The following is an 18,259-nucleotide window of genomic DNA, read 5'->3' as shown; positions in this document are numbered from 1 at the left end:
TCCCCGATGGCGCGTCATGGTCAGAATCTACGGGCAGTTGCGCTGGACGCACCAACGCTCATTTTTCATCCTCGTATTCCTATCTCGCATAGATCGCGCACGGAAGGGTCATGGACAAACTGCTTCGCGTTCCCTCTCTGCAGGCCCTGCAGGCGCTGGTACAGGTCGCCGACTCCGGCAGCTTCACGGCCGCCGCGAAACAGCTGCACCTGACCCAGAGCGCCATCAGCCGACAGGTGCAGCAACTGGAGGAGTACTACCGCGTGCCGCTGTTCGATCGCACCAGCCGCAAGGTGGCGCTGACCGACGCCGGCCGCGAGGTGCACGCGGTGGCCGAAGGCATGCTCCAGCAATTGCTGCGCCTGGAGGAGCGCCTCGCCCCTGCCTCGGCGGAGCGGCCCTTCCGCATCCGCATCTTCGTTTCGCTGGCGGTACGCTGGCTGCTGCCGCGCCTGAGCTCCTTCTACTCGCGGCACCCGGAGCTGTGCCTGTCCATCGAGACGGTGGGCGGCGAAGTGGTGGACGACGGCGGCGACTGCGACGCCTACGTGCTCTACCTGCCCAGCGGCAGCGACCCGCAGGGCCGCACGCTGATGCCGCTGTATGACGAATACCTGATCCCGGTCTGCGCCCCACGCCTGGATGACGGCCAGGCGCCGCCGCGCTCGCTGGAAGAGCTGGCGCGCCACCCGCTTATCCACGCCTCCAGCGGCGGCCTTGAATGGCCGCAGTGGCTGCGCGCCCAGGCCGCACTGCCGCCGACTTCGTTCAAGCACATGCTGTTCAACCTCGACGACCTCGCGCTGGACGCCGCCACCCGCGGACTGGGCGTCGCCATGACCGACCGCCTGCTGGCCCACGACGCCCTGCAGCGCGGCGACCTCATCGTGCCCTTCGGCGAGGCGCTGAAAACCGGCGGCCGTTATGCCCTCTGGCTGCGCGACAGCGGCGCCGCCCACCCGGCCTGCCAGCCGGTGCTCGACTGGTTCGAGGAGCAGCGCAATCAACTGGAATACTGAAGCGCTCTGGCCTGCCGGCAGAAGTGGTGCGACAATCGCCCAAATTAGTTAATAGAAGAAACCTTATTGCCATGACGAAGAAGAGCCGCGCCCCCGAGGGCGACGAAGATCAGGGCGCAGGCGCCGTCGCGCCGGCCTCTCCGCTGGACAACTACGTCGGCTACGCCCTGCGTCGTGCGCAGCTGATCGTCTTCCAGCACCTGGTGGACGAGCTGGCAAGGTTCGACCTGCGCCCGGCGCAGTTCACCGCCCTGGCCATAATCGACAGCAACCCGGGGCTGATGCAGGCCGACCTGGCGCGCGCGCTGGGCGTGGAGCCACCGCAACTGGTGCCGCTGCTGAACAAGCTGGAAACCCTGGCCCTCGCGGTGCGCGTGCGCTGCAAGCCGGACAAGCGCTCCTACGGCCTGTTCCTCAGCAAGGCCGGCGAAACGCTGCTCAGGCAGCTCAAGGAAGTCGCCCTGCAAAGCGACTTCGCCGCCACCTCCCGCCTCTCCGAGTCCGAGCGCGAACAGCTGCTCGCTCTGCTGCAGAAGATCCACGGCGCCGACTGATCCAGCCGGCACTCTACTCCCCGCCTCTATTTGCCCGACTCCGTTCACCGGCCCTGCCGGAGGGCGGAGCGTGCCGTTGACGAATGTCGCCAAGCCTCCTAGCATCGCAAAACTAGTTAATTGCATTAACTAGTTTCCGCCGAACAACAACTAGAAGAGCATCCCCGGCATGAGCGATACCACACCCGCTTCCGCAGCGCGCCCGAGCGCCGCCACACCACTCACCATCCTGCTGTGCTTCATCGTCGCCCTGCTCGAGGGCATGGACATCCAGTCGGCGGGCATTGCCGGCCCGGGCATCGCCGCCCACTTCGGGCTGGACAAGGCGCAGCTCGGCTGGGTGTTCAGCGCCAGCATCCTCGGCCTTTTGCCCGGCGCCTTCGCCGGCGGCTGGCTGGCCGACCGCATCGGCCGCAAGCGTGTACTGACCGTTGCCGTCGCACTGTTCGGGCTGTTCTCGCTACTCACCACCCAGAGCTGGAACCTCGACAGCCTGCTGCTGGCGCGCTTCATGACCGGCCTGGGGCTGGGCGCCGCGCTGCCCAACCTGATCGCCCTCACCTCCGAGTCCGCCAGCAATGACCGCCGGGCCACGGCGGTGAGCCTGATGTATTGCGGCGTGCCGCTGGGAGGTGCGCTGGCCTCGCTGGCAGGCATGTTCGCCACGCCGGAGCGCTGGCAACTGGTGTTCCACCTTGGCGGCTGGGCGCCCTTGTTGGTAGCGCCGCTGCTCCACTTGCGGCTGCCGGAATCGGCGGCTTACCAGCATCAGGTCGATGAGGGGCAACGCACGGGCATGGCACAGGGCCTGTTCGGTAACGGGCAGGCAGTGCCGACACTGCTGCTGTGGCTGAGCTGCTTCTTCACCCTGATGGTGGTCTATCTGCTGCTCAACTGGCTGCCCTCGCTGCTGATCGGCCAGGGCTTCAGCCGCCCCCAGGCCGGCAGCGTACAACTGCTGCTGAACCTGGGCATGGCGCTGGGCTCGGTGCTGGCCGGCGTGCTGCTGGATCGCTGGCGACCGGCCCTGCTGGTGGCGCTGATCTATGGCGGCATCCTGCTGACCCTGGCCGCGCTGGGTTCCTTCGAAGGCTTCGCCGGCATGCTGCTGGCGGGCTTCGCCGCCGGCTTCTTCGTGCTGGCCGCGCAGCTGGTGCTTTATGCCCTGGCGCCGCAGTTTTACCCCGCCGGCATCCGCGCCACCGGCGTCGGCTCGGCGGTTGCCGTCGGCCGCCTGGGCTCCATCGGCGGCCCGTTGCTGGCCGGGCAGATGCTCGCCAGCGGTAGCGGCACTGCCGGTCTGATGGGCCTCGCCGCGCCCGGCGTGCTGATCGCCGCAGCGGGAATCATTCTGCTGCTGCGCCACCGACCGCCCCACGAATAACCCTTCCCTCCGTGGGCGAGCCCACGGGCCACATTGCCCAAGGAAAACCATGAACCTGCCCGGACTTTTCAGCGCCTTCGACGATGCCCTGCTCGTCGAAGCCGTACGCACTCCCTGGATCGACTATCGCGGCGCCCTCGCCGCCGTTTCGCCCACCGACCTGGGCATCTTCGCCGGGCGCAGCCTGTTGCGCCGCAGCGCAGTTGACCCGACCGGCATCGACAGCGTGCTGGCTGGCAACATGGCCCAGGCCAGCTTCGACGCCTACATGCTGCCGCGTCACATCGGCCTGTACTGCGGCGTGCCGCAGCAGGTGCCGGCGCTGGGTGTGCAGCGCATCTGCGGTACCGGGCTCGAACTGCTGCGCCAGGGCGCCGAGCAGATCCAGCGCGGCCAGGCCGCCAGTGTGCTCTGCGTGGCCAGCGAATCCATGTCGCGCAACCCCATCGCCAGTTACAGCCATCGCGGCGGTTTCACTCTCGGCCAGCCGGTGGAGTTCAAGGACTTCCTCTGGGAAGCCCTGTTCGACCCGGCCGTCAGCCTGAGCATGATGCAGACCGCCGAGAACCTCGCTCGCCGCCATGGCCTGCGCCGCGAGGAGGTGGACGCCTACGCCCTGCGCAGCTTCCAGCGCGCCCTGCAGGCGCAGGCGGACGGCTGGTTCGCCGGGGAGATCGAGGAGGTGCGCGAGCAGACCTTCGAGCAGGCGGGCCTGGCGCCGCGCCACTTGAAGCTGTCCGGACGCAACGCTGAAGCCGCCCAGGACAGTCATATCCGCGAAACCTCCGCCGAGGCCCTGGCGCGCCTGGGCGCGATCTATCCCGAAGGCGTGCAGACCGCCGGCAACAGCTGCGCGGTGGTCGATGGCGCGGCGGCCGCATTGCTGATGTCGACCAGCGCCGCAGCGGGCCGCCCCGTGCTGGCACACCTGCGCGCGGCAGCGGTGATCGGTGTCGACCCGGCGGTGATGGGCATCGGCCCGGCCCCGGCGATTCGCCTCCTGCTGCAGGGCAGCGGGCTGCGCCTGGATCAGATCGGCTACATCGAGATAAACGAGGCCCAGGCCGCCCAGGTGCTCGCCGTGCAGCGCGAACTGGAACTGGACGACGAGCGCCTGAACCGGCACGGCGGCGCCATTGCCCTGGGCCATCCGCTGGCCGCTACCGGCCTGCGCCTGGCACACACCGTGGCCCGCCAGATGGCCGCCAGCGGCCAGCGCTACGGCATCGCCTCGGCCTGCATCGGCGGTGGCCAGGGTATGGCCGTGCTGCTGGAAAACCCGCGCCCCGCCGCGTTCAACTGACCCGCAACCCCAACCGTCGGGCCCCATGGCGCGGCGGTTTTCTCCCCGAAACGACAACGGGCCACCCTGCTTGCACAGGGTGGCCCGTTCGATTGTCGCCGGCTCAGGAAGCGCTGATCGCCCTCGGGTCTTCGCCGCGGTACAGATGCTCGATCAGCTCCGCACGCGAAGCGAGGATCGCGCGCTGGTTGAGCGAGCCCTTGTCGGTGATTTCACCCTTGTCGATCGAGGGCGCCTCGTCCAGCAGCGCCACCCAGCCGAAGTAGTTGGCGTTGCCGGTGGCCTGCAGGTTGAGCTGCGCCAGCCAGTCGGCGAACCAGGCACGCACCCGCGCGCTGCCCAGCACCTCGGCATCGCTGGCCTCCCGACCCAGACCGGACAGCGAACGACACTCGGCCAGACGCGGAAACACCAGCAGCGCCAGGCCCGGTCGGTCCGGCGCCAGCACCACCACGTCCTGAACATAGCGCGACCCGGCCAGCACAGCGCGGGTACGCAGCGGCCCGACATTGACGAATACCCCGGAAGACAGCTTGAAGTCCTCGGCCAGGCGGCCGTCGAACATCAGCCCCAGCTGCGGGTTGCTTTCATCCGCCAGACGCAACGCATCGCCGGAGCAGTAGTAACCCTCCTCGTCGAAGGCTTCGGCATTCTGCTCGGGGTTGCGCCAGTAGCCGCGCATCAGGTTCGGCCCGCGATAGCGCGCTTCCAGCTTGCCCTCCACCGGCACCAGCTTGACCTCGCAACCGGGCGCCGGCAGGCCGACATAACCGGCCACCGACAGCGGCCCGGTGGTGAAGGTGCAGGACGGCGCGGCCTCGGTCATGCCCAGGCCGGCCATCATGCGGATGCGCTCGCCACAGTGGGCTTCGGCCAGCCGGTCGAGGCGATCCCAGATGTCCTGGGACAGCCCGGCAGCGGCGAAGAAGAACAGCCGGATATCGGCGAAGAAGCGCTCGCGCAGGTCAGCGTCACGCTCCAGCGCACTGGCCAGCTCCTCCCAGCCGCGCGGCACGGTGAGGTAGGCCGTCGGCGAGATGTCCTTGAGGTTGCGCAGGGTCTCGGCAAAGCCCTGCGGCGTTGGCCGGCCGCCGTCGATGTAGAAGCTGCCGCCGTTGTACAGCGCGATCCCCAGGTTGTGGCTGCCACCGAAGGTGTGGTTCCACGGCAGCCAGTCCACCAGCACCGGCGGCTGCCGGCCGAACTCGGGGAAGGTCTGCAGCAGCATCTGCTGGTTGGCGCAGAGCATGCGCTGGGTGGTCGGCACCGCCTTGGGCAGCTTGGTCGAACCGGAGGTGAAGAGGAACTTGGCGATGGTTTCGCCTTCGGTGGCCGCGAACGCGGCATCCGCCGCGCTGCAATCGTCCGCGTCCAGAAGCTCGGCGAAAGGACGGCAACGCCTTCCCGGCACATCACCGCGACCGAACAGCAGCGGCAGTTCGGCATCCAGCACCGCTTCGATAGCGCGGGCGTAGGGCCCGGCATCGGCGGCGAACACCAGCCCCGGCTGCAGCAACTGGACGATGTGGCGCAGCTTGGCGAAGTCCTGGGACACCAGCGAATAGGCCGGCGACACCGGGCAATAGGGAATCCCGGCGTACATCGCGGCGAAGGCCAGTTGCAGGTGTTCCAGGTCGTTGCCCGAGAGGATCAGCAGCGGCCGCTCCGGGCCAAGCCCGTATGCCAGCAGGTTCTGGGCGATGCGCCGGGTGCTGTCGAGCATCTGCGCATAGCTGATGCGGCGCCACTGGCCAGCGTCATCACGGGCCGCAACAAAAGTCTGTTGCGGGCGCTCGGCAGCCCAGTGCTGCAGGCGTTCCAGCAGGCGTTCGGGCAGCGGCGCGAGGGCTTCGCGGGCACGCAGGTAGAGGGTGCCGTCAGCCTTGCGGCGGACCTCCACCTGCGGATGGCCGATGGCGACCCGCCGGTAGCCCACAGGGGAGTTGGATGCGACATTCATGAGAGCGTCTTCCGTAAAGGCACGCCACCGCGCCCAACGGCGCGGTGGCGGGAATATTGTTCTTGTTCTGCCCGGCGTCCTGCCGGGCATTGGTATCCGCAGCCCGAATCAGCCGGTCAGATGGGATAGTGGCGCGGCGCGGTCTGCAGGGTGATCCAGCGCAACTGGGTGAAGTGGTCGATGGCGGCACGGGAGCCGAAGCTGCCGTAGCCGCTGGCCTTGACCCCGCCGAACGGAATCTGCGCCTCGTCGTGCACGGTCGGCCCGTTGATGTGGCAGATGCCCGACTCGACGCGCCGCGCCAGGTTCAGCGCACGCGCCTGGTCACGGCTGAAGATCGCCGCCGACAGGCCATACTCGCTGTCGTTGGCCACCCGCAGGGCCTCTTCGTCGCCGTCCACACGAATTACCGAGAGCACCGGGCCGAAGGATTCCTCGGCATACAGGCGCATCTGCGCGGTCACGCCATCGAGCAGCGCCGGTTGCATCACCGCGCCTTCGAAGTCGCCACCGCAGAGCAGGCGTGCGCCCTTCTCCACGGCATCGTCGATCAGCCCGCGAATGCGCAACGCGGATGCGCCGTCCACCAGGCTGCCGAGCACCGAAGCCGGGTCGGCGGGATGGCCGGCGCGCAGGCTGGCGGCCTTCTTCGCCAGGCGCGCGACGAAGTCGTCGGCGACGCTCCGGTCGACGATCAGCCGCTCGGTGGACATGCAGATCTGCCCCTGGTTGAAGTAGCCGCCGAATGCCGCTGCCTCGACGGCTGCGTCCAGGTCGGCGTCGTCCAGCACCAGCAGCGGCGCCTTGCCGCCCAGCTCCAGCAGCGCCGGCTTGAGATGGCGCGCACACAGCTCGCCGATGACTCGGCCGACGCGGGTCGAGCCGGTGAAGTTGACGCGCTTCACCGCCGGGTTGGCGATCAGTCTTTCCACCAGCACGGCGGCGTCTGCCGGGGCGTTGCTCAGGACGTTGACCACGCCGTCGCCCAGTCCCGCGTCGTGCAGCACCTGGCCTATCAGCCGGTGAACCGCAGGGCACTGCTCTGAAGCCTTGAGCACCACGGTGTTGCCACAGGCCAGCGCCATTGCCAGGGCACGCGTGGCAAGGATCACCGGGGCGTTCCAGGGGGCGATGCCGAGCACCACGCCGGCCGGTTGGCGCATGGCCATGGACAGCGAGCCGGGCACATCGGAGGGGATCACCTCGCCGAGAATCTGCGTGGTCATGCCAGCGGCCTCGCGCAGGATGCCAGCCGCCAGGTGCACATTGAAGCCATACCAGTTGGCCATGGCGCCGGTCTCCCGTGCGCCCGCGGCGATGAACTCGGCGCTGCGCGACTCCATCAGCCGCGCGGCTTCCAGCAGGCGCGTGCGGCGCTCGCCGGGGCCGAGCGCCGACCAGGCGGGGAAGGCCGCAGCGGCGGCGGCCACGGCGGCATCGGCGTCTTCGACGGTGGCAGCGGCAGCGACGCTGGCGGGGGTGCCGCTAAGCGGGTCGAGCCGGGTGAAGGTGCGACCATCGCTGGCCGGCAAGGCGCGGCCGCCGATCAACAGCGAGACTTGGTTCATGCAGCGTTCCTCTTGTCGTTGTTCTGGCCGCGGGGCACGGGCCCCGCGGCGGCTGCTCAGCGGCGGTAGGCTTGCAGGCCCGGCTTGATGCTCTTGTCGTCGAGGAACTGCTTGAGCCCCTGCTCGCGGCCATGCTCCGGATCACGCAGCTGGGCCTGGTCGAGCTTGGCGTAAAGGTAGTCCTCGCTCTGCTCCCAGGTCAGCTCACGGCAACGCTTGAAGCCGTTCTTCGCCGCGCGCAGCACCACCGGGTTCTTGTCCAGCAGGTCGGCGGCCAATTCCAGCACCGCGTCGCGCAATTCAGCCAGCGGCACGCTGCGGTTGACCAGGCCCATCTGCGCTGCCTTGCGGCCGTCGAAGGTCTTGCCGGTCATGATGTAGTACAGCGACTCGCGGTGGCCCACGGTGTCGGCCATGGCCTTGCTCACCAGGTTGCCCGGCGGGATGCCCCAGTTGATTTCCGACAGGCCGAACACCGCCTCGTCCGCGGCGATGGCCAGGTCGCACGCCACCAGCGGGCTGAAGCCACCGCCGAAGCACCAGCCGTTGACCATGGCGATGGTCGGCTTGGAATACAGGCGCAGCAGCTTCCACTGCCATTCGGAGGCGTCGCGACGAATGCGTTCCTGGAGGATTTCCGGGCCGGCGTCCACTTCGCGGAAGTACTCCTTGAGGTCCATCCCCGCAGTCCACGCGCTGCCGGCGCCGGTCAGCACCAGCACACGGGCATCGGCGTCCTGCTCGACGGTCTCCAGTACGTCGCGCATCTCGCGGTTGAGCGTGGGGCTCATGGCGTTGCGCTTCTCCGGACGGTTCAGGGTGACCCAGGCGATGCCGGCATCCACTTCAACGGTGACGGTCTGCCAGCGGCCTTCGTACTTGTTCATGTCTCACCTTTTGCTCTTGTTGTGCTTGGTGGAAAACAAGCTATGCGGGAAATATAGTTATGTCAATTAACTATTTTCACAAACCGCCAACACCGCCATGAGCCGTTCGCGGACGGCGGGAGCAATCGGTTCAGCGCGCAGTACGCCCGCTTCGTCCCGCGCCCAGACACGCTCGTCATGCCCTTCCACACGCAGTTCGCCATCGGCGCCGCGCAGCCGGTGGCGCAACGCGAAACTGCTGCGCCCGAGGCGCACCAGGTCGGTTTCGATGGACAGAAGATCAGCGAATCTACTGGGCTTGAGGAACTTCGAGCGAGTTTCCAGCATCGGCCAGCCGAGTATACCGTGGCGCTTCATGGCTTCGCCCAGGGGCACGCCGAGGCCGCCGAAGAAGGCATCGGTGGCACGGTTGAAGTAGGCGAAATAGTTCGGATAGAAGACGATGCCCGCCGGGTCGCAATCGCCCCAGCTGACTTCGAGGTGGATGACGCTGGCCATATGTTCAGTCTCGTTCCGCGTGATAATTGATTAACACGATTAACGATATGGACGAGTCACGACAGCGTCAACGTCGAATCAGGGTGCCAGGCCGTCGAACAGGGTCTGGGTCAGCTGGCGCACCCGTGCGCTGTGGGCGGCGAGGTCGGGCTTCTCGTCCTGCACCAGGCGCATGAACAGCATCGAGGAGTAGTCGTTGAGGAACCAGGCGACGAACTCCACGTCCACCTTCGCACTGAGCAGGCCGCGCGCCTGCAAGTCACGCAGCAGCACGGCGATCTCGCCGGCGAGATGGGCATTGAGCGTAGCCACCGCCTCCGGCCGCGTGGCCATCAGCCCCAGCGGAGGCAATTCGCGCCAGATGGAGATCGGCAGCACCTGCAGCTCGTGGCGGACGATCAGCGACTCCAGGTGGCACATGGCGTCCACTGCATTGTCGAAGGCCGGCATCTGCAGCCGGGCCTCGGTCACCGCCTGGCGGTCGGCGCGCTCGACAACGGCCAGGAGGATGTCCTGCTTGCTGCCGAAGTAGTTGAACACCGTAGGCGTCGACACCCCGGCCTGACCGGCGATCTGCTCCACGGTAGTGGCCGCGAATCCCTGTGCCTCGAACAGCGCCAGCGCCGCTGCGGTGATCGCATCGCGCCGCTGTTCCTTCTGCCTTTCCCGCAATCCGCTCAACTGCCCTCCTCCCTCTGTCGGTGACCGTCACGCTGCAAGTGGCTGATTCTAGGATATTTTCAATTCCGATCAAATATTTTATTTGACTATAAGTTTTTACATCGATAAAAACTTGTACCACCACACCGCACCACGACAACAAGAGATCAGTCCATGACCGCCGAACTCGACCAGGCACTGGCCAGCGCCTACGCCGCCGCCGATCCTGCGCAACCCACGCTGATGCAGGGCTTTCCGCCGGCGCCGGAGCAACTCGTCACCTGGCACAACTTCATGCGCCCGCCGTACAACCGCTGGGCCTTCCACAACCTGGGGCGCATCCGCCCGAGCGTCAGTGTGGAGCGCGGGGATCAGGCACCCTCTGCGTTGCAGCGCGGCGCGGTACGCCTCGATGACTTCCACTTCGAAGGCGCCAGCGGCCGCCGTGTGAGCCTGGAGGAACATCTGCAGGCCACCTGCACCGATGGCTGGCTGGTGATGAAGGACGGCGAGGTCGTGCAGGAGCGCTATTTCAACGGCCACGAAGCGCACAAACGACACATCATGTTCTCGGTCACCAAGTCGCTGGTCGGCCTGCTGGCCCAGGAGTTGGTGGAAGACGGCCGCCTCGACGATCGTCGCCTGGCGCTGGACTACGTGCCCGAACTGCGCGGCAGCGCCTTCGGCGACGCGACCGTGCGCCAGCTGCTCGACATGGCCGTGGCCATCGATTACCAGGAGGTTTACGACGACCCCGCATCCGGCAGCTCGCAGTTCGGCTACGCCTGCGGCCTGACCCCGCCGCCGCTCGGCGTGCAGGCTTTCGGTTCGCTCTACGAATACCTCCCCGCCACCCGCAAGAGCGGCGAGCACGGCGGCTTCTTCCACTATGTGACCGCCACCACCGAGGCGCTGGCCTGGGTGATGGAGCGGGCCAGCGGGAGCAGTTGCGCCGAGCAGTTGCGCGATGTGTGGCAGGGCCTGGGCTGCGAACGCGACGGTTTCTTCGTCGCCGACCCCTGGGGCCGCAACGTTGCCGGCGCTGGCTTCAACGCGACCCTGCGCGACATGGCGCGCTACGGCGAGATGGTGCTGCGCGGCGGCCGCGCCAACGGCCGCCAGCTGCTCTCCGGGAAGGCCATCGAGGCCGTGCTGGCCGGTGGCGACCCGGCCATCTACGCCGCCAACGAGGTGTTCTCGCAGTGGAGCCCCGGCGCCACCTACAAGAGCCAGTGGTACGTGTATCCGGGCGAAGCGCTGCTGGCGGTAGGCATCCACGGCCAGTCCCTGTATATCGACTTCGAGCGCCAGGTGGTAATCGTCAAGCAGTCCTCGCTTCCCGAAGCAGAGAGCGTGCTGGACCTCGACAGCCTGCGCCTGATCCGCGCCCTCGCCGCTGCTCTCTGAGGCCCGACGCCATGCGCCCAACCCAGCTCACACGGAAGACCACCATGCACCGCCTGCTGAAGAACTGCGCCGCCGCCCTGCTGCTCGGCAGCCTCGCCGCCGGGACCCATGCCCAGGAGACAGCCGAAAAACTGGGCGGCCAGCTACGCATCTACAACTGGATCGAATACCTGCCCAAGGACGTGCTGCAGCAGTTCAGGGACGAGACCGGCGTGGAGATCATCTACGACGTCTTCGACAGCCCGCAGACCCTCGAGGCGCGCCTGCTCACCGGCACCGCCGGCTACGACCTGGCCTTCCCCAGCAGCAGCCAGGTGCCGCAGCTGATCACCGCCGGCGCCCTGGAGCCGCTCAAGCGCCAGAGCCTGCCGCACTTTTCCGGCCTCGACGCCAGCTTCATGCGCCAGCGCGAACCCCTGGACCCGGGCAGCCGCTATTCGGTGCCCTACCTCTGGGGCACCACGCTGATCGGCTTCAACAAGGCGAAGGTGGACGCCGCCCTGGGCAGCGACAGTGACATGCGCGACTACGACCTGCTGTTCAAGCCGGAGAACATCGCCAGGCTGTCCAAGTGCGGCGTGGCCTTCCTCGACAGCGCCAACGAGGTCATCCCCATCGTCCTGCACTACCTGGGCCTGGACCCGAACAGCAGCAACCCCGAGGACTACGCCAGGGCCGAGAAGGTGCTGCAGTCGATCCGCCCCTACGTGCGCTACTTCAACTCCGCCAAGTACCCGCAGGACCTCGCCAACGGCGACATCTGCGTGGCCCTGGGCTGGTCCGGCGGCATGCTCGCGGCGCGCAACATGGCCCACGCGGCGGACAACGGCAACGACATCCGCCTGGCCCTGCCGCGCCAGGGCACGCTGATGTGGTCCGACGACATGGTGATCCCCAAGGGGGCGAAGAACGTTGCCCAGGCCCACGCCTTCATCGACTTCCTGCTGCGCCCGGAGGTGATCGCCCGGGTCACCAACCAGATCGGCTATCCCAACCCGACTCCGGCGAGCCTGCCGCTGGTGGACCCGAAGCTGCTCGGTGACCACGACCTGTTCGTGCCCGATGACCAGCGCCACCTGCTGTTCCAGGCCGAGCCGCCGCACAAGCAGGCGCTGCGCCAGCTGACGCGGATCTGGAACCGGATTCGCTCCAGTGTCTGAACCAGGACTGCACCCGACGCTGCATCTGGACGTGGAGATCGGCGACGAGCTGCTGCGCGGTGCGACCGCGCAGGGCCGGCGCATCGACTATCCGATACTGGGCGGCCGCTTCACCGGCAGCAATCCGGATGGCAAAGGCTTCGCCGGATGCATCCCGCCCGGCGGCGCCGATTACTACCTGGAGCGCCACGACGGCTGCGGCGAACTGGACGCCCGCTACAGCCTGCTGTGCAACGACGGCACGCTCATCGAGGTGCACAACACCGGCCTGCTGGTGCTGAGCGAAGCCGGCGTGCAACTGGCCGCGCAACACTGGCCGATCGACCCGCAGCACTACCGCTGTCATTGCGCGCCGCGCTTTCACAGCAAGGATGCGCGCTACGCCTGGATGAGTCGCCACCTGTTTGTCGGGCAGGTCAGCTACCCGGCGGCCAACCGCGTACAGATCGAGTGTTTCCGTATCCACTGACCCATTCCACACAAGGCACCCGAACAGGAGAACCGAAAACCCGAGCGTGACCCCGTAAAAAAGCGACGCCGAGTCACCCCCTCCCCAACCACGACGCTCCCGGGCCGAACCGTATCGTTCGCGCCAGCGGCTTCGTGCGGCCCGGAGAAAGCGCCACCGCGCGGGTGCTCCCCACAAGAACAACAAAGCAGAGCACCGCTTACTTCTGCCATTTCAATCACAACAACGGAGCAGAACCAGCCATGAACCACCCCGTCGTATCGGGCCTGTCCGGCATCGCCTTGCTGGCCCTGGCCCTGCAGGCCCAGGCGATCGACCTGACCCCGGAAACCTTCCTCGACGTCAACGTCGGCCTGGCCAGCGACTACCGCGTCGGCGGCCTGTCCCTGGATCAGGACGAAGGCCCCGTCCTGCTGACCTCCGCGACCCTGGTGCACAAGATCAGCGGCCTGTATGCCGGCGTCTTCACCACCAACGTCGAGATGGGCACCCAGAGCAACCGCGAGTGGGACTACTACGTCGGCATCGCCCGGCCGATCACTGAGAACACGCGTTTCTCGCTGACCTGGGTGAATTACGAATACCCCGGCGACAGCTGGATCAACTTCAGCGAGTGGATCGGCACCCTGGGTTACCGCAACGCCACCATCGGCATCAAATACGCCGACGACCTGCAGAACCCACCCGCCCGCGCCGCCGCTGCGAAGCAGGTGGACCAGCTGATCGACTGGGGCGTGCTGCCCAGGACCGCAGCCATCACCACGCGGCCGAAGGAGCGCACCATCGGCTGGGCCGAGTACGACTTCTACCTGCCCTGGCAGACCAAGCTCAACGTACGCTATGGCCACACCTGGACGTCGGACGAACAGGCCTGGCGCTCGGGCAGCGGCGACTACCGCAGTGGCTACAGCGACTGGGGCGTGGCACTGATCAAACGCGCCTACGGCCTGGAGTGGAAGGCCGCCTACATCGACACCGATCTCTCCGAAGCCGAGTGCAAGAACAACTTCGGCAAGGGCGGCGACTGCCAGGCCACCGTAGTCTTCTCCGCCAGCAAGCGCTTCTGAACCCGACTGAACCCGACTGAACCCGGCGTGCCACGGCACGCCCCGACGCGAACCACGATCCGAGGTTAGACATGTACAAGAAAGCCCTCGTACGCCCCCTGAGCCTGGGCGTCCTGAGCCTGGCCCTGCTGGTGGCCGGCTGCAGCACCCAGCCGCCCATGGGCGACGGCCCGCCACCGTCGGACCGCAGTTTCCAGCCCTTCTGGGGCAAACGCCTGACCGGCTACATCAAGACCGCCGACGGCACCGAACTGCGCTACTCCGTGCTGCTGCCCAAGGGCGACGGCAAGTTCCCGGTGCTGGTCCGCTACAGCGGCTACGACTCCGGCAGCATCGGCGGCTCGGCCTACCTGGCCGACAACGAGACCTTCTCGGTCGCCATGGACAAGGACCTGGTCGAGCGCGGCTACGCCGTGATGGGCGTACAGGCCCGCGGCACCGGATGCTCCCAGGGCAGCTTCGATTTCCTCGGCCCGGAATACGGCACCGACGGCCGCAGCGCCGTGGAATTCGCCGCGCAGCAGAACTGGTCCAACGGCAGCGTCGGCATGTTCGGCTGGTCCTGGGCGGGCATGTCGCAACTGATGACCGCCTCGGAGCGCCCACAGGGCCTCAAGGCCATCGCCCCCGGCATGATCCTGGGTGACGCCTACACCGACAGCTGGTCCCTCGGCGGCGTCCCCAACCAGGGCTTCACCACGTCGTGGCACTGGTTCGTCGACATGCGCTGGGACGCGGTAAAGGCCAGCGCGCAGAGCGAAGGTGACCAGCGCTGCCTGGCGCAGGTCGAGGAAAACAAGGCCAAGGTGGTCAAGTCCTCGCTGATGTACAACCTGATCCGCCACCCCCAGCATGACGAGTGGATGAAGCAGCGCGCACCGCGCGACCGTGCGCAGCTGGTGCAGGTCCCGGTGCTGTCCATGCAGGCCTGGCAGGACGAGGCCGTACTGGCGCGCGAAGGCTTCTACCAGGAACGCCTGGACCCGAAGCAGCTGTGGATGCTGCAGACCAGCGGCGGGCACAACCTGTATGAGTCCGAGCGCTTCCGCCAGGAGAAGCTCTACCCCTTCCTCGACCACTTCGTGAAGGGCGAGCAGAACGGCTTCGAACAGAGCAAACACCTGGAGATCTGGCAGGAAACCGTCGCCGACAACCGCGAGGGCCGCCACCAGCCCAACGAGACCGCGCGTCCGGGTTGGAGCATCGCCCGTGACCACTACCCGCTGCCGGTGAAACCGGTGAGCTTCGCCCTGAGCGAAGACGGCAAGCTGATCGAGGGTGGCAAAGGAACCGGTGCGCCGGATGCGTATATCTACCCGATCCCCGGCCCGGAGGTGAACACCTACCTCAAGGACCACGCCTGGGGCTGGCAGCACCCGCTGTGGAAGCAAGGCAGCGTTGCCTATACCAGCGACGAGTTCGAGCGCGATTTCCTCAGCTATGGCAGCGCCAGCGCGGACATCTGGCTGTCCACCTTCCTCGCCCCGGATACCGACCTGCAGGTGACCATCACCGAGGTCCGCCCGGACGAGCAGGAAGTCTTCGTCCAGCGCGGCTGGCTGCGCATGTCCAACCGCCAGCTGGACGAGAGCAAGTCCAGCGAACTGCGCCCGCAGCAACTCAACGACCCGGACGGCATCCAGCCGATGCTGCCCAACGTGCCGGCGCTGGGCCGGGTGGAGATCCCACCGTTCTCCCACCCGTTCCGCAAGGGCTCGAAGCTGCGCATCTGGATCGACGCCCCGTCCAACACCGGCGGCTACGGCTTCGTCTACTACTCGCTGGCCAGCCGCAACAGCGTCTACCACGACGCCCAGCATCCCTCGCGCCTGGTCCTGGGCGAGCTGAGCGGCGTGAAGATCCCGGAAGACCTGCCCCAGTGCGGCACGCTGCTCAAGCAGCCCTGCCGACATGACCCGCTGTCGTCCTTCCCGCCCTTCTGATTGACACGCCGCCCCTGCCCGGCGGGGGCGGCACCACTCACGTAAAGGATTCGAATCGATGACCATTCGACACGCCGCTTCACGTCTGCAGAAAGCCCTCTTCCTGGCGGTGCTGACCGTCGCCCTGCCCCTCGCCCAGGCCGCCGAGCTCAAGGAAAAGATCCCCAATCGACTGACCCACGAACTGGTCATGCAGATCGACGTCCAGCTCGGCCCGCGCGAGGACATGGGCAAGGGTCCGGACGGCCAGCGCATCAACTACCCGATCATCGGCGGCACCTTCAACGGCCAGGGTATGCAGGGCAGCGTGGTGCCCGGCGGCGCCGACATGTCGGTGACCCGCGAGGACGGCGTAACGCTGATCAACGCGCTGTACCGCCTGAAGACCGACGACGGCCAGATCATCATCATCGACAACGGCGGCATCTGGCGCCTCAACGAATCGGGACTGGCGAAAAAGGCCAAGGGCCTGGAGTTGCGCGATATGAAGGAAAGCGACTTCTACTGCCGCACCTCGCCCAGGTTCAGGACCCAGCCCGGCGCCCACGCCTGGCTCAACGACTACGTGTTCGTCGGCACCATCGACGGCGTCAGCGAACATGAAGTGCTGATCAGCGTTTACAAGGTCGGCGGCGCCTGATGCCGCCAGGGCGCAAGCGTTCCCCAGCTCCTTTGGCTTGCGCCCGATTTTCCATCCCGACCTGCGCCAGGGGCGGGGTCGCTGTCACTGCGGACGCAGCCAACTCAGCCCTGCGCCTGCCAGAAGTAACCGGGTGCGAGACACAGACCGCCTGCCGCGATCACATCAAATGCTAATCAATTGCATTTACAGCCTCAGGATGAATCAGTAGACTCCGCCGCCAGACACTGGAAGCCACGGTTGATGAGGCCTGCAGCATGGAATGGAACGGAATCAATCTGCGCTGGGCCTATACCGACCTCCTGCTGGGCCTGAGCCGCAAGACCCAATGCATGCAGCTCGCCTATGACGTGCTGCACGACGCCTTCATCCGTTTCGTCCTTGCCAGCCAACGCACCGCCATCGACCAGCCCAATGCCTACCTGCGGCGAGTCGCACATTCCGTCCTGATCGATCACTACCGTGACGCCTCGCGCTTCTACCCCCTGCCGGAGGGGGACCTCGAGCCCTGGATGGATACCCGTGAGGATGCCGAGTTCGCGCCTTCCGCCGAACACCTGGCCGATCTGCAGCAGCGTCTGGTAGCCATCCAGCGCATTCTCGAGTGCCTGCCGTCGCGCTGCCGGGAAGTCTTCTGGCTGGTGCGGATCGAAGGTCACCGCCAGGTGGAAGTCGCCCGCATGCTGGGCATCAATATTTCCATGGTGGAGCGCCACCTCGTTCGTGCCTTGCTGAATCTGCGCGATGCCCGCGAGCAACTGGCCTCATGACCAGCAGCCGACACCAGGCTGCGCGCTGGTTCACCCGTCTGCTGGACCTGCCCGGCGACCATCCCGAGCGCCAGGCCTTCACCCGCTGGCTTGCCGCCGACCCGCAGAACGCCCGTGAGTACCAGGCCTTCAGCGAGCTCTGGGGCAACTTCTCGAGCACCCCGCAAACCCAGGCGCTGGCCGGCGCCATGGAGAACCTGAGCCGCCGGCGCTTCGTGCGCAACGGTGCAATGGGCGGCCTGCTGCTGGCCGTCGCCGCCGGTTGGCTGGTGTCGATGCGCAGCCGCCAGGGTGAACAGATGCTGATGACCGGCATCGGCGAGCAACGCCACATCACGCTGGAGGATGGCAGCGACGTCTTCCTCGACGCCGACACCCGGCTACATGTCCTGTTCAGCGAATCGACCCGCCAGGTTTTCCTGCTGCGAGGCCGCGCGATATTCAGCGTGCAGCATGCCCCCTCGCGCCCCTTCGTAGTCGATGCCGGCGCCGCCCAGGTACGCGTACTCGGCACGCGATTCGTCGTCGAGCGGCTGGAGCCGCAGGTGCGCGTCAGCGTCGCCGAGGGACGGGTCGAGTTCTCCAGTGCCGGCCAGCGCATGGTGCTCGAGCGTGACCAGGTGGGTGAGCTCGATGCTGGGGGAAAACTGCATCCCCTGCAGCGTTCGGCCATCAGTGCCTTCAGCTTCGCCAAAGGCAATCTGCAGTTCGAGCGAGCCAGCCTGGGCGAGATCGCCATCACGCTGTCGCGCTACCGGGAAACACCGGTGAAGGCACTGCAGCCGGCCACGCAATCGATCACTGCGGTGGTCCAGTTGGCCGATGTGGAGAGCTTCCTCGCCTTGCTGCCCGAGCTGGCCGATATCCGCATCGAGCAAAGCGGCGGCGCCACGCTGCTACTTCCTCGCTGATTTTCATCCGCACCAGGTAGGGGTTTCTTCGCGCAGCTCCGTCATTGGTTATCCCAGTC

General features: G+C 66.9%; 17 protein-coding genes. 12 read left to right on the top strand and 5 right to left on the bottom strand.

Going from position 1 to position 18,259, the window contains the following annotated elements:
- Positions 1-110: 110 nt before the first annotated feature.
- From IB255_RS30220 to IB255_RS30205, 4 genes are all read left to right on the top strand, one after another.
- A complete protein-coding gene (locus IB255_RS30220) occupies positions 111-1,019 on the top strand; it encodes a LysR substrate-binding domain-containing protein (RefSeq protein ID WP_081518396.1) in 909 nt (302 codons plus the stop codon).
- A 71-nt stretch (positions 1,020-1,090) separates the two neighbouring features.
- Complete coding sequence (locus IB255_RS30215; protein ID WP_081518397.1) at positions 1,091-1,573, top strand: MarR family winged helix-turn-helix transcriptional regulator; 483 nt, start codon at positions 1,091-1,093, stop codon at positions 1,571-1,573.
- Positions 1,574-1,742: 169 nt separating this feature from the next.
- Positions 1,743-2,957: a 3-(3-hydroxy-phenyl)propionate transporter MhpT gene (gene mhpT, locus IB255_RS30210; protein WP_081518398.1), complete on the top strand. Its 1,215-nt coding sequence runs from the start codon at positions 1,743-1,745 to the stop codon at positions 2,955-2,957.
- A gap of 49 nt (positions 2,958-3,006) precedes the next feature.
- Positions 3,007-4,260, top strand: coding sequence for a thiolase family protein (locus IB255_RS30205; RefSeq protein WP_081518399.1), 1,254 nt, complete (start codon positions 3,007-3,009; stop codon positions 4,258-4,260).
- Between the two features lie 103 nt (positions 4,261-4,363).
- Here the strand turns inward: IB255_RS30205 and IB255_RS30200 are convergent, their stop codons facing one another.
- The 5 genes from IB255_RS30200 to IB255_RS30180 all read right to left on the bottom strand — a co-directional run bounded on the left by IB255_RS30200 (position 4,364) and on the right by IB255_RS30180 (position 9,854).
- Positions 4,364-6,220: a feruloyl-CoA synthase gene (locus tag IB255_RS30200; RefSeq protein ID WP_081518400.1), complete on the bottom strand. Its 1,857-nt coding sequence runs from the start codon at positions 6,218-6,220 to the stop codon at positions 4,364-4,366.
- A 116-nt stretch (positions 6,221-6,336) separates the two neighbouring features.
- Complete coding sequence (locus tag IB255_RS30195) at positions 6,337-7,788, bottom strand: aldehyde dehydrogenase (RefSeq protein ID WP_081518401.1); 1,452 nt, start codon at positions 7,786-7,788, stop codon at positions 6,337-6,339.
- A 56-nt stretch (positions 7,789-7,844) separates the two neighbouring features.
- Positions 7,845-8,675 (bottom strand): p-hydroxycinnamoyl CoA hydratase/lyase, encoded by an 831-nt coding sequence (locus IB255_RS30190; protein ID WP_081518402.1) that lies wholly within the window; start codon positions 8,673-8,675, stop codon positions 7,845-7,847.
- 66 nt (positions 8,676-8,741) lie between these two features.
- Positions 8,742-9,173: an acyl-CoA thioesterase gene (locus tag IB255_RS30185; RefSeq protein ID WP_081518403.1), complete on the bottom strand. Its 432-nt coding sequence runs from the start codon at positions 9,171-9,173 to the stop codon at positions 8,742-8,744.
- A gap of 78 nt (positions 9,174-9,251) precedes the next feature.
- On the bottom strand, positions 9,252-9,854 hold the full coding sequence (locus IB255_RS30180) for a TetR/AcrR family transcriptional regulator (RefSeq protein ID WP_081518404.1): 603 nt from the start codon (positions 9,852-9,854) through the stop codon (positions 9,252-9,254).
- 153 nt (positions 9,855-10,007) lie between these two features.
- On the opposite strand from IB255_RS30180, the gene IB255_RS30175 reads away from it, so the two are divergent.
- The 8 genes from IB255_RS30175 (at position 10,008) to IB255_RS30140 (ending at position 18,200) form a co-directional block, all read left to right on the top strand.
- Entirely contained in the window at positions 10,008-11,240 is a 1,233-nt protein-coding gene (locus tag IB255_RS30175; RefSeq protein ID WP_081518405.1) for a serine hydrolase domain-containing protein, read from the top strand.
- 44 nt (positions 11,241-11,284) lie between these two features.
- Positions 11,285-12,400: an extracellular solute-binding protein gene (locus IB255_RS30170; RefSeq protein ID WP_168190515.1), complete on the top strand. Its 1,116-nt coding sequence runs from the start codon at positions 11,285-11,287 to the stop codon at positions 12,398-12,400.
- Entirely contained in the window at positions 12,393-12,869 is a 477-nt protein-coding gene (locus tag IB255_RS30165; protein ID WP_081518407.1) for a DUF3237 domain-containing protein, read from the top strand. The genes IB255_RS30170 and IB255_RS30165 overlap by 8 nt, the downstream gene beginning before the upstream one ends.
- A 242-nt stretch (positions 12,870-13,111) precedes the next feature.
- Complete coding sequence (locus IB255_RS30160) at positions 13,112-13,936, top strand: TorF family putative porin (RefSeq protein WP_081518408.1); 825 nt, start codon at positions 13,112-13,114, stop codon at positions 13,934-13,936.
- Between the two features lie 71 nt (positions 13,937-14,007).
- On the top strand, positions 14,008-15,879 hold the full coding sequence (locus IB255_RS30155; protein ID WP_081518409.1) for a CocE/NonD family hydrolase: 1,872 nt from the start codon (positions 14,008-14,010) through the stop codon (positions 15,877-15,879).
- A 58-nt stretch (positions 15,880-15,937) separates the two neighbouring features.
- Positions 15,938-16,519 carry a DUF3237 domain-containing protein gene (locus tag IB255_RS30150; RefSeq protein WP_081518410.1) on the top strand — a complete coding sequence of 194 codons (582 nt, stop codon included), beginning with the start codon at positions 15,938-15,940 and terminating at the stop codon, positions 16,517-16,519.
- A gap of 257 nt (positions 16,520-16,776) precedes the next feature.
- Positions 16,777-17,289, top strand: coding sequence for an RNA polymerase sigma factor (locus IB255_RS30145; protein ID WP_081518411.1), 513 nt, complete (start codon positions 16,777-16,779; stop codon positions 17,287-17,289).
- Positions 17,286-18,200, top strand: a complete 915-nt coding sequence (locus IB255_RS30140; protein ID WP_081518412.1) for a FecR family protein — start codon at positions 17,286-17,288, stop codon at positions 18,198-18,200. Before IB255_RS30145 ends, IB255_RS30140 begins: the two co-directional genes overlap by 4 nt.
- Positions 18,201-18,259: the final 59 nt, after the last annotated feature.

The sequence above is a fragment of the Pseudomonas sp. PDM22 genome, from assembly GCF_014851965.1.
Lineage (GTDB): Bacteria > Pseudomonadota > Gammaproteobacteria > Pseudomonadales > Pseudomonadaceae > Pseudomonas.
This window is presented reverse-complemented; position numbering and strand designations above follow the sequence as displayed.

Bases quoted from the DNA above. Each gene is read 5' to 3' on its own strand.
- IB255_RS30220 (WP_081518396.1), top strand. From the start codon at position 111: ATGGACAAACTGCTTCGCGTTCCCTCTCTGCAGGCCCTGCAGGCGCTG.
- IB255_RS30215 (WP_081518397.1), top strand. From the start codon at position 1,091: ATGACGAAGAAGAGCCGCGCCCCCGAGGGCGACGAAGATCAGGGCGCA.
- mhpT (WP_081518398.1), top strand. From the start codon at position 1,743: ATGAGCGATACCACACCCGCTTCCGCAGCGCGCCCGAGCGCCGCCACA.
- IB255_RS30205 (WP_081518399.1), top strand. From the start codon at position 3,007: ATGAACCTGCCCGGACTTTTCAGCGCCTTCGACGATGCCCTGCTCGTC.
- IB255_RS30200 (WP_081518400.1), bottom strand. From the start codon at position 6,220: ATGAATGTCGCATCCAACTCCCCTGTGGGCTACCGGCGGGTCGCCATC.
- IB255_RS30195 (WP_081518401.1), bottom strand. From the start codon at position 7,788: ATGAACCAAGTCTCGCTGTTGATCGGCGGCCGCGCCTTGCCGGCCAGC.
- IB255_RS30190 (WP_081518402.1), bottom strand. From the start codon at position 8,675: ATGAACAAGTACGAAGGCCGCTGGCAGACCGTCACCGTTGAAGTGGAT.
- IB255_RS30185 (WP_081518403.1), bottom strand. From the start codon at position 9,173: ATGGCCAGCGTCATCCACCTCGAAGTCAGCTGGGGCGATTGCGACCCG.
- IB255_RS30175 (WP_081518405.1), top strand. From the start codon at position 10,008: ATGACCGCCGAACTCGACCAGGCACTGGCCAGCGCCTACGCCGCCGCC.
- IB255_RS30170 (WP_168190515.1), top strand. From the start codon at position 11,285: ATGCACCGCCTGCTGAAGAACTGCGCCGCCGCCCTGCTGCTCGGCAGC.
- IB255_RS30160 (WP_081518408.1), top strand. From the start codon at position 13,112: ATGAACCACCCCGTCGTATCGGGCCTGTCCGGCATCGCCTTGCTGGCC.
- IB255_RS30155 (WP_081518409.1), top strand. From the start codon at position 14,008: ATGTACAAGAAAGCCCTCGTACGCCCCCTGAGCCTGGGCGTCCTGAGC.
- IB255_RS30150 (WP_081518410.1), top strand. From the start codon at position 15,938: ATGACCATTCGACACGCCGCTTCACGTCTGCAGAAAGCCCTCTTCCTG.
- IB255_RS30145 (WP_081518411.1), top strand. From the start codon at position 16,777: ATGGAATGGAACGGAATCAATCTGCGCTGGGCCTATACCGACCTCCTG.
- IB255_RS30140 (WP_081518412.1), top strand. From the start codon at position 17,286: ATGACCAGCAGCCGACACCAGGCTGCGCGCTGGTTCACCCGTCTGCTG.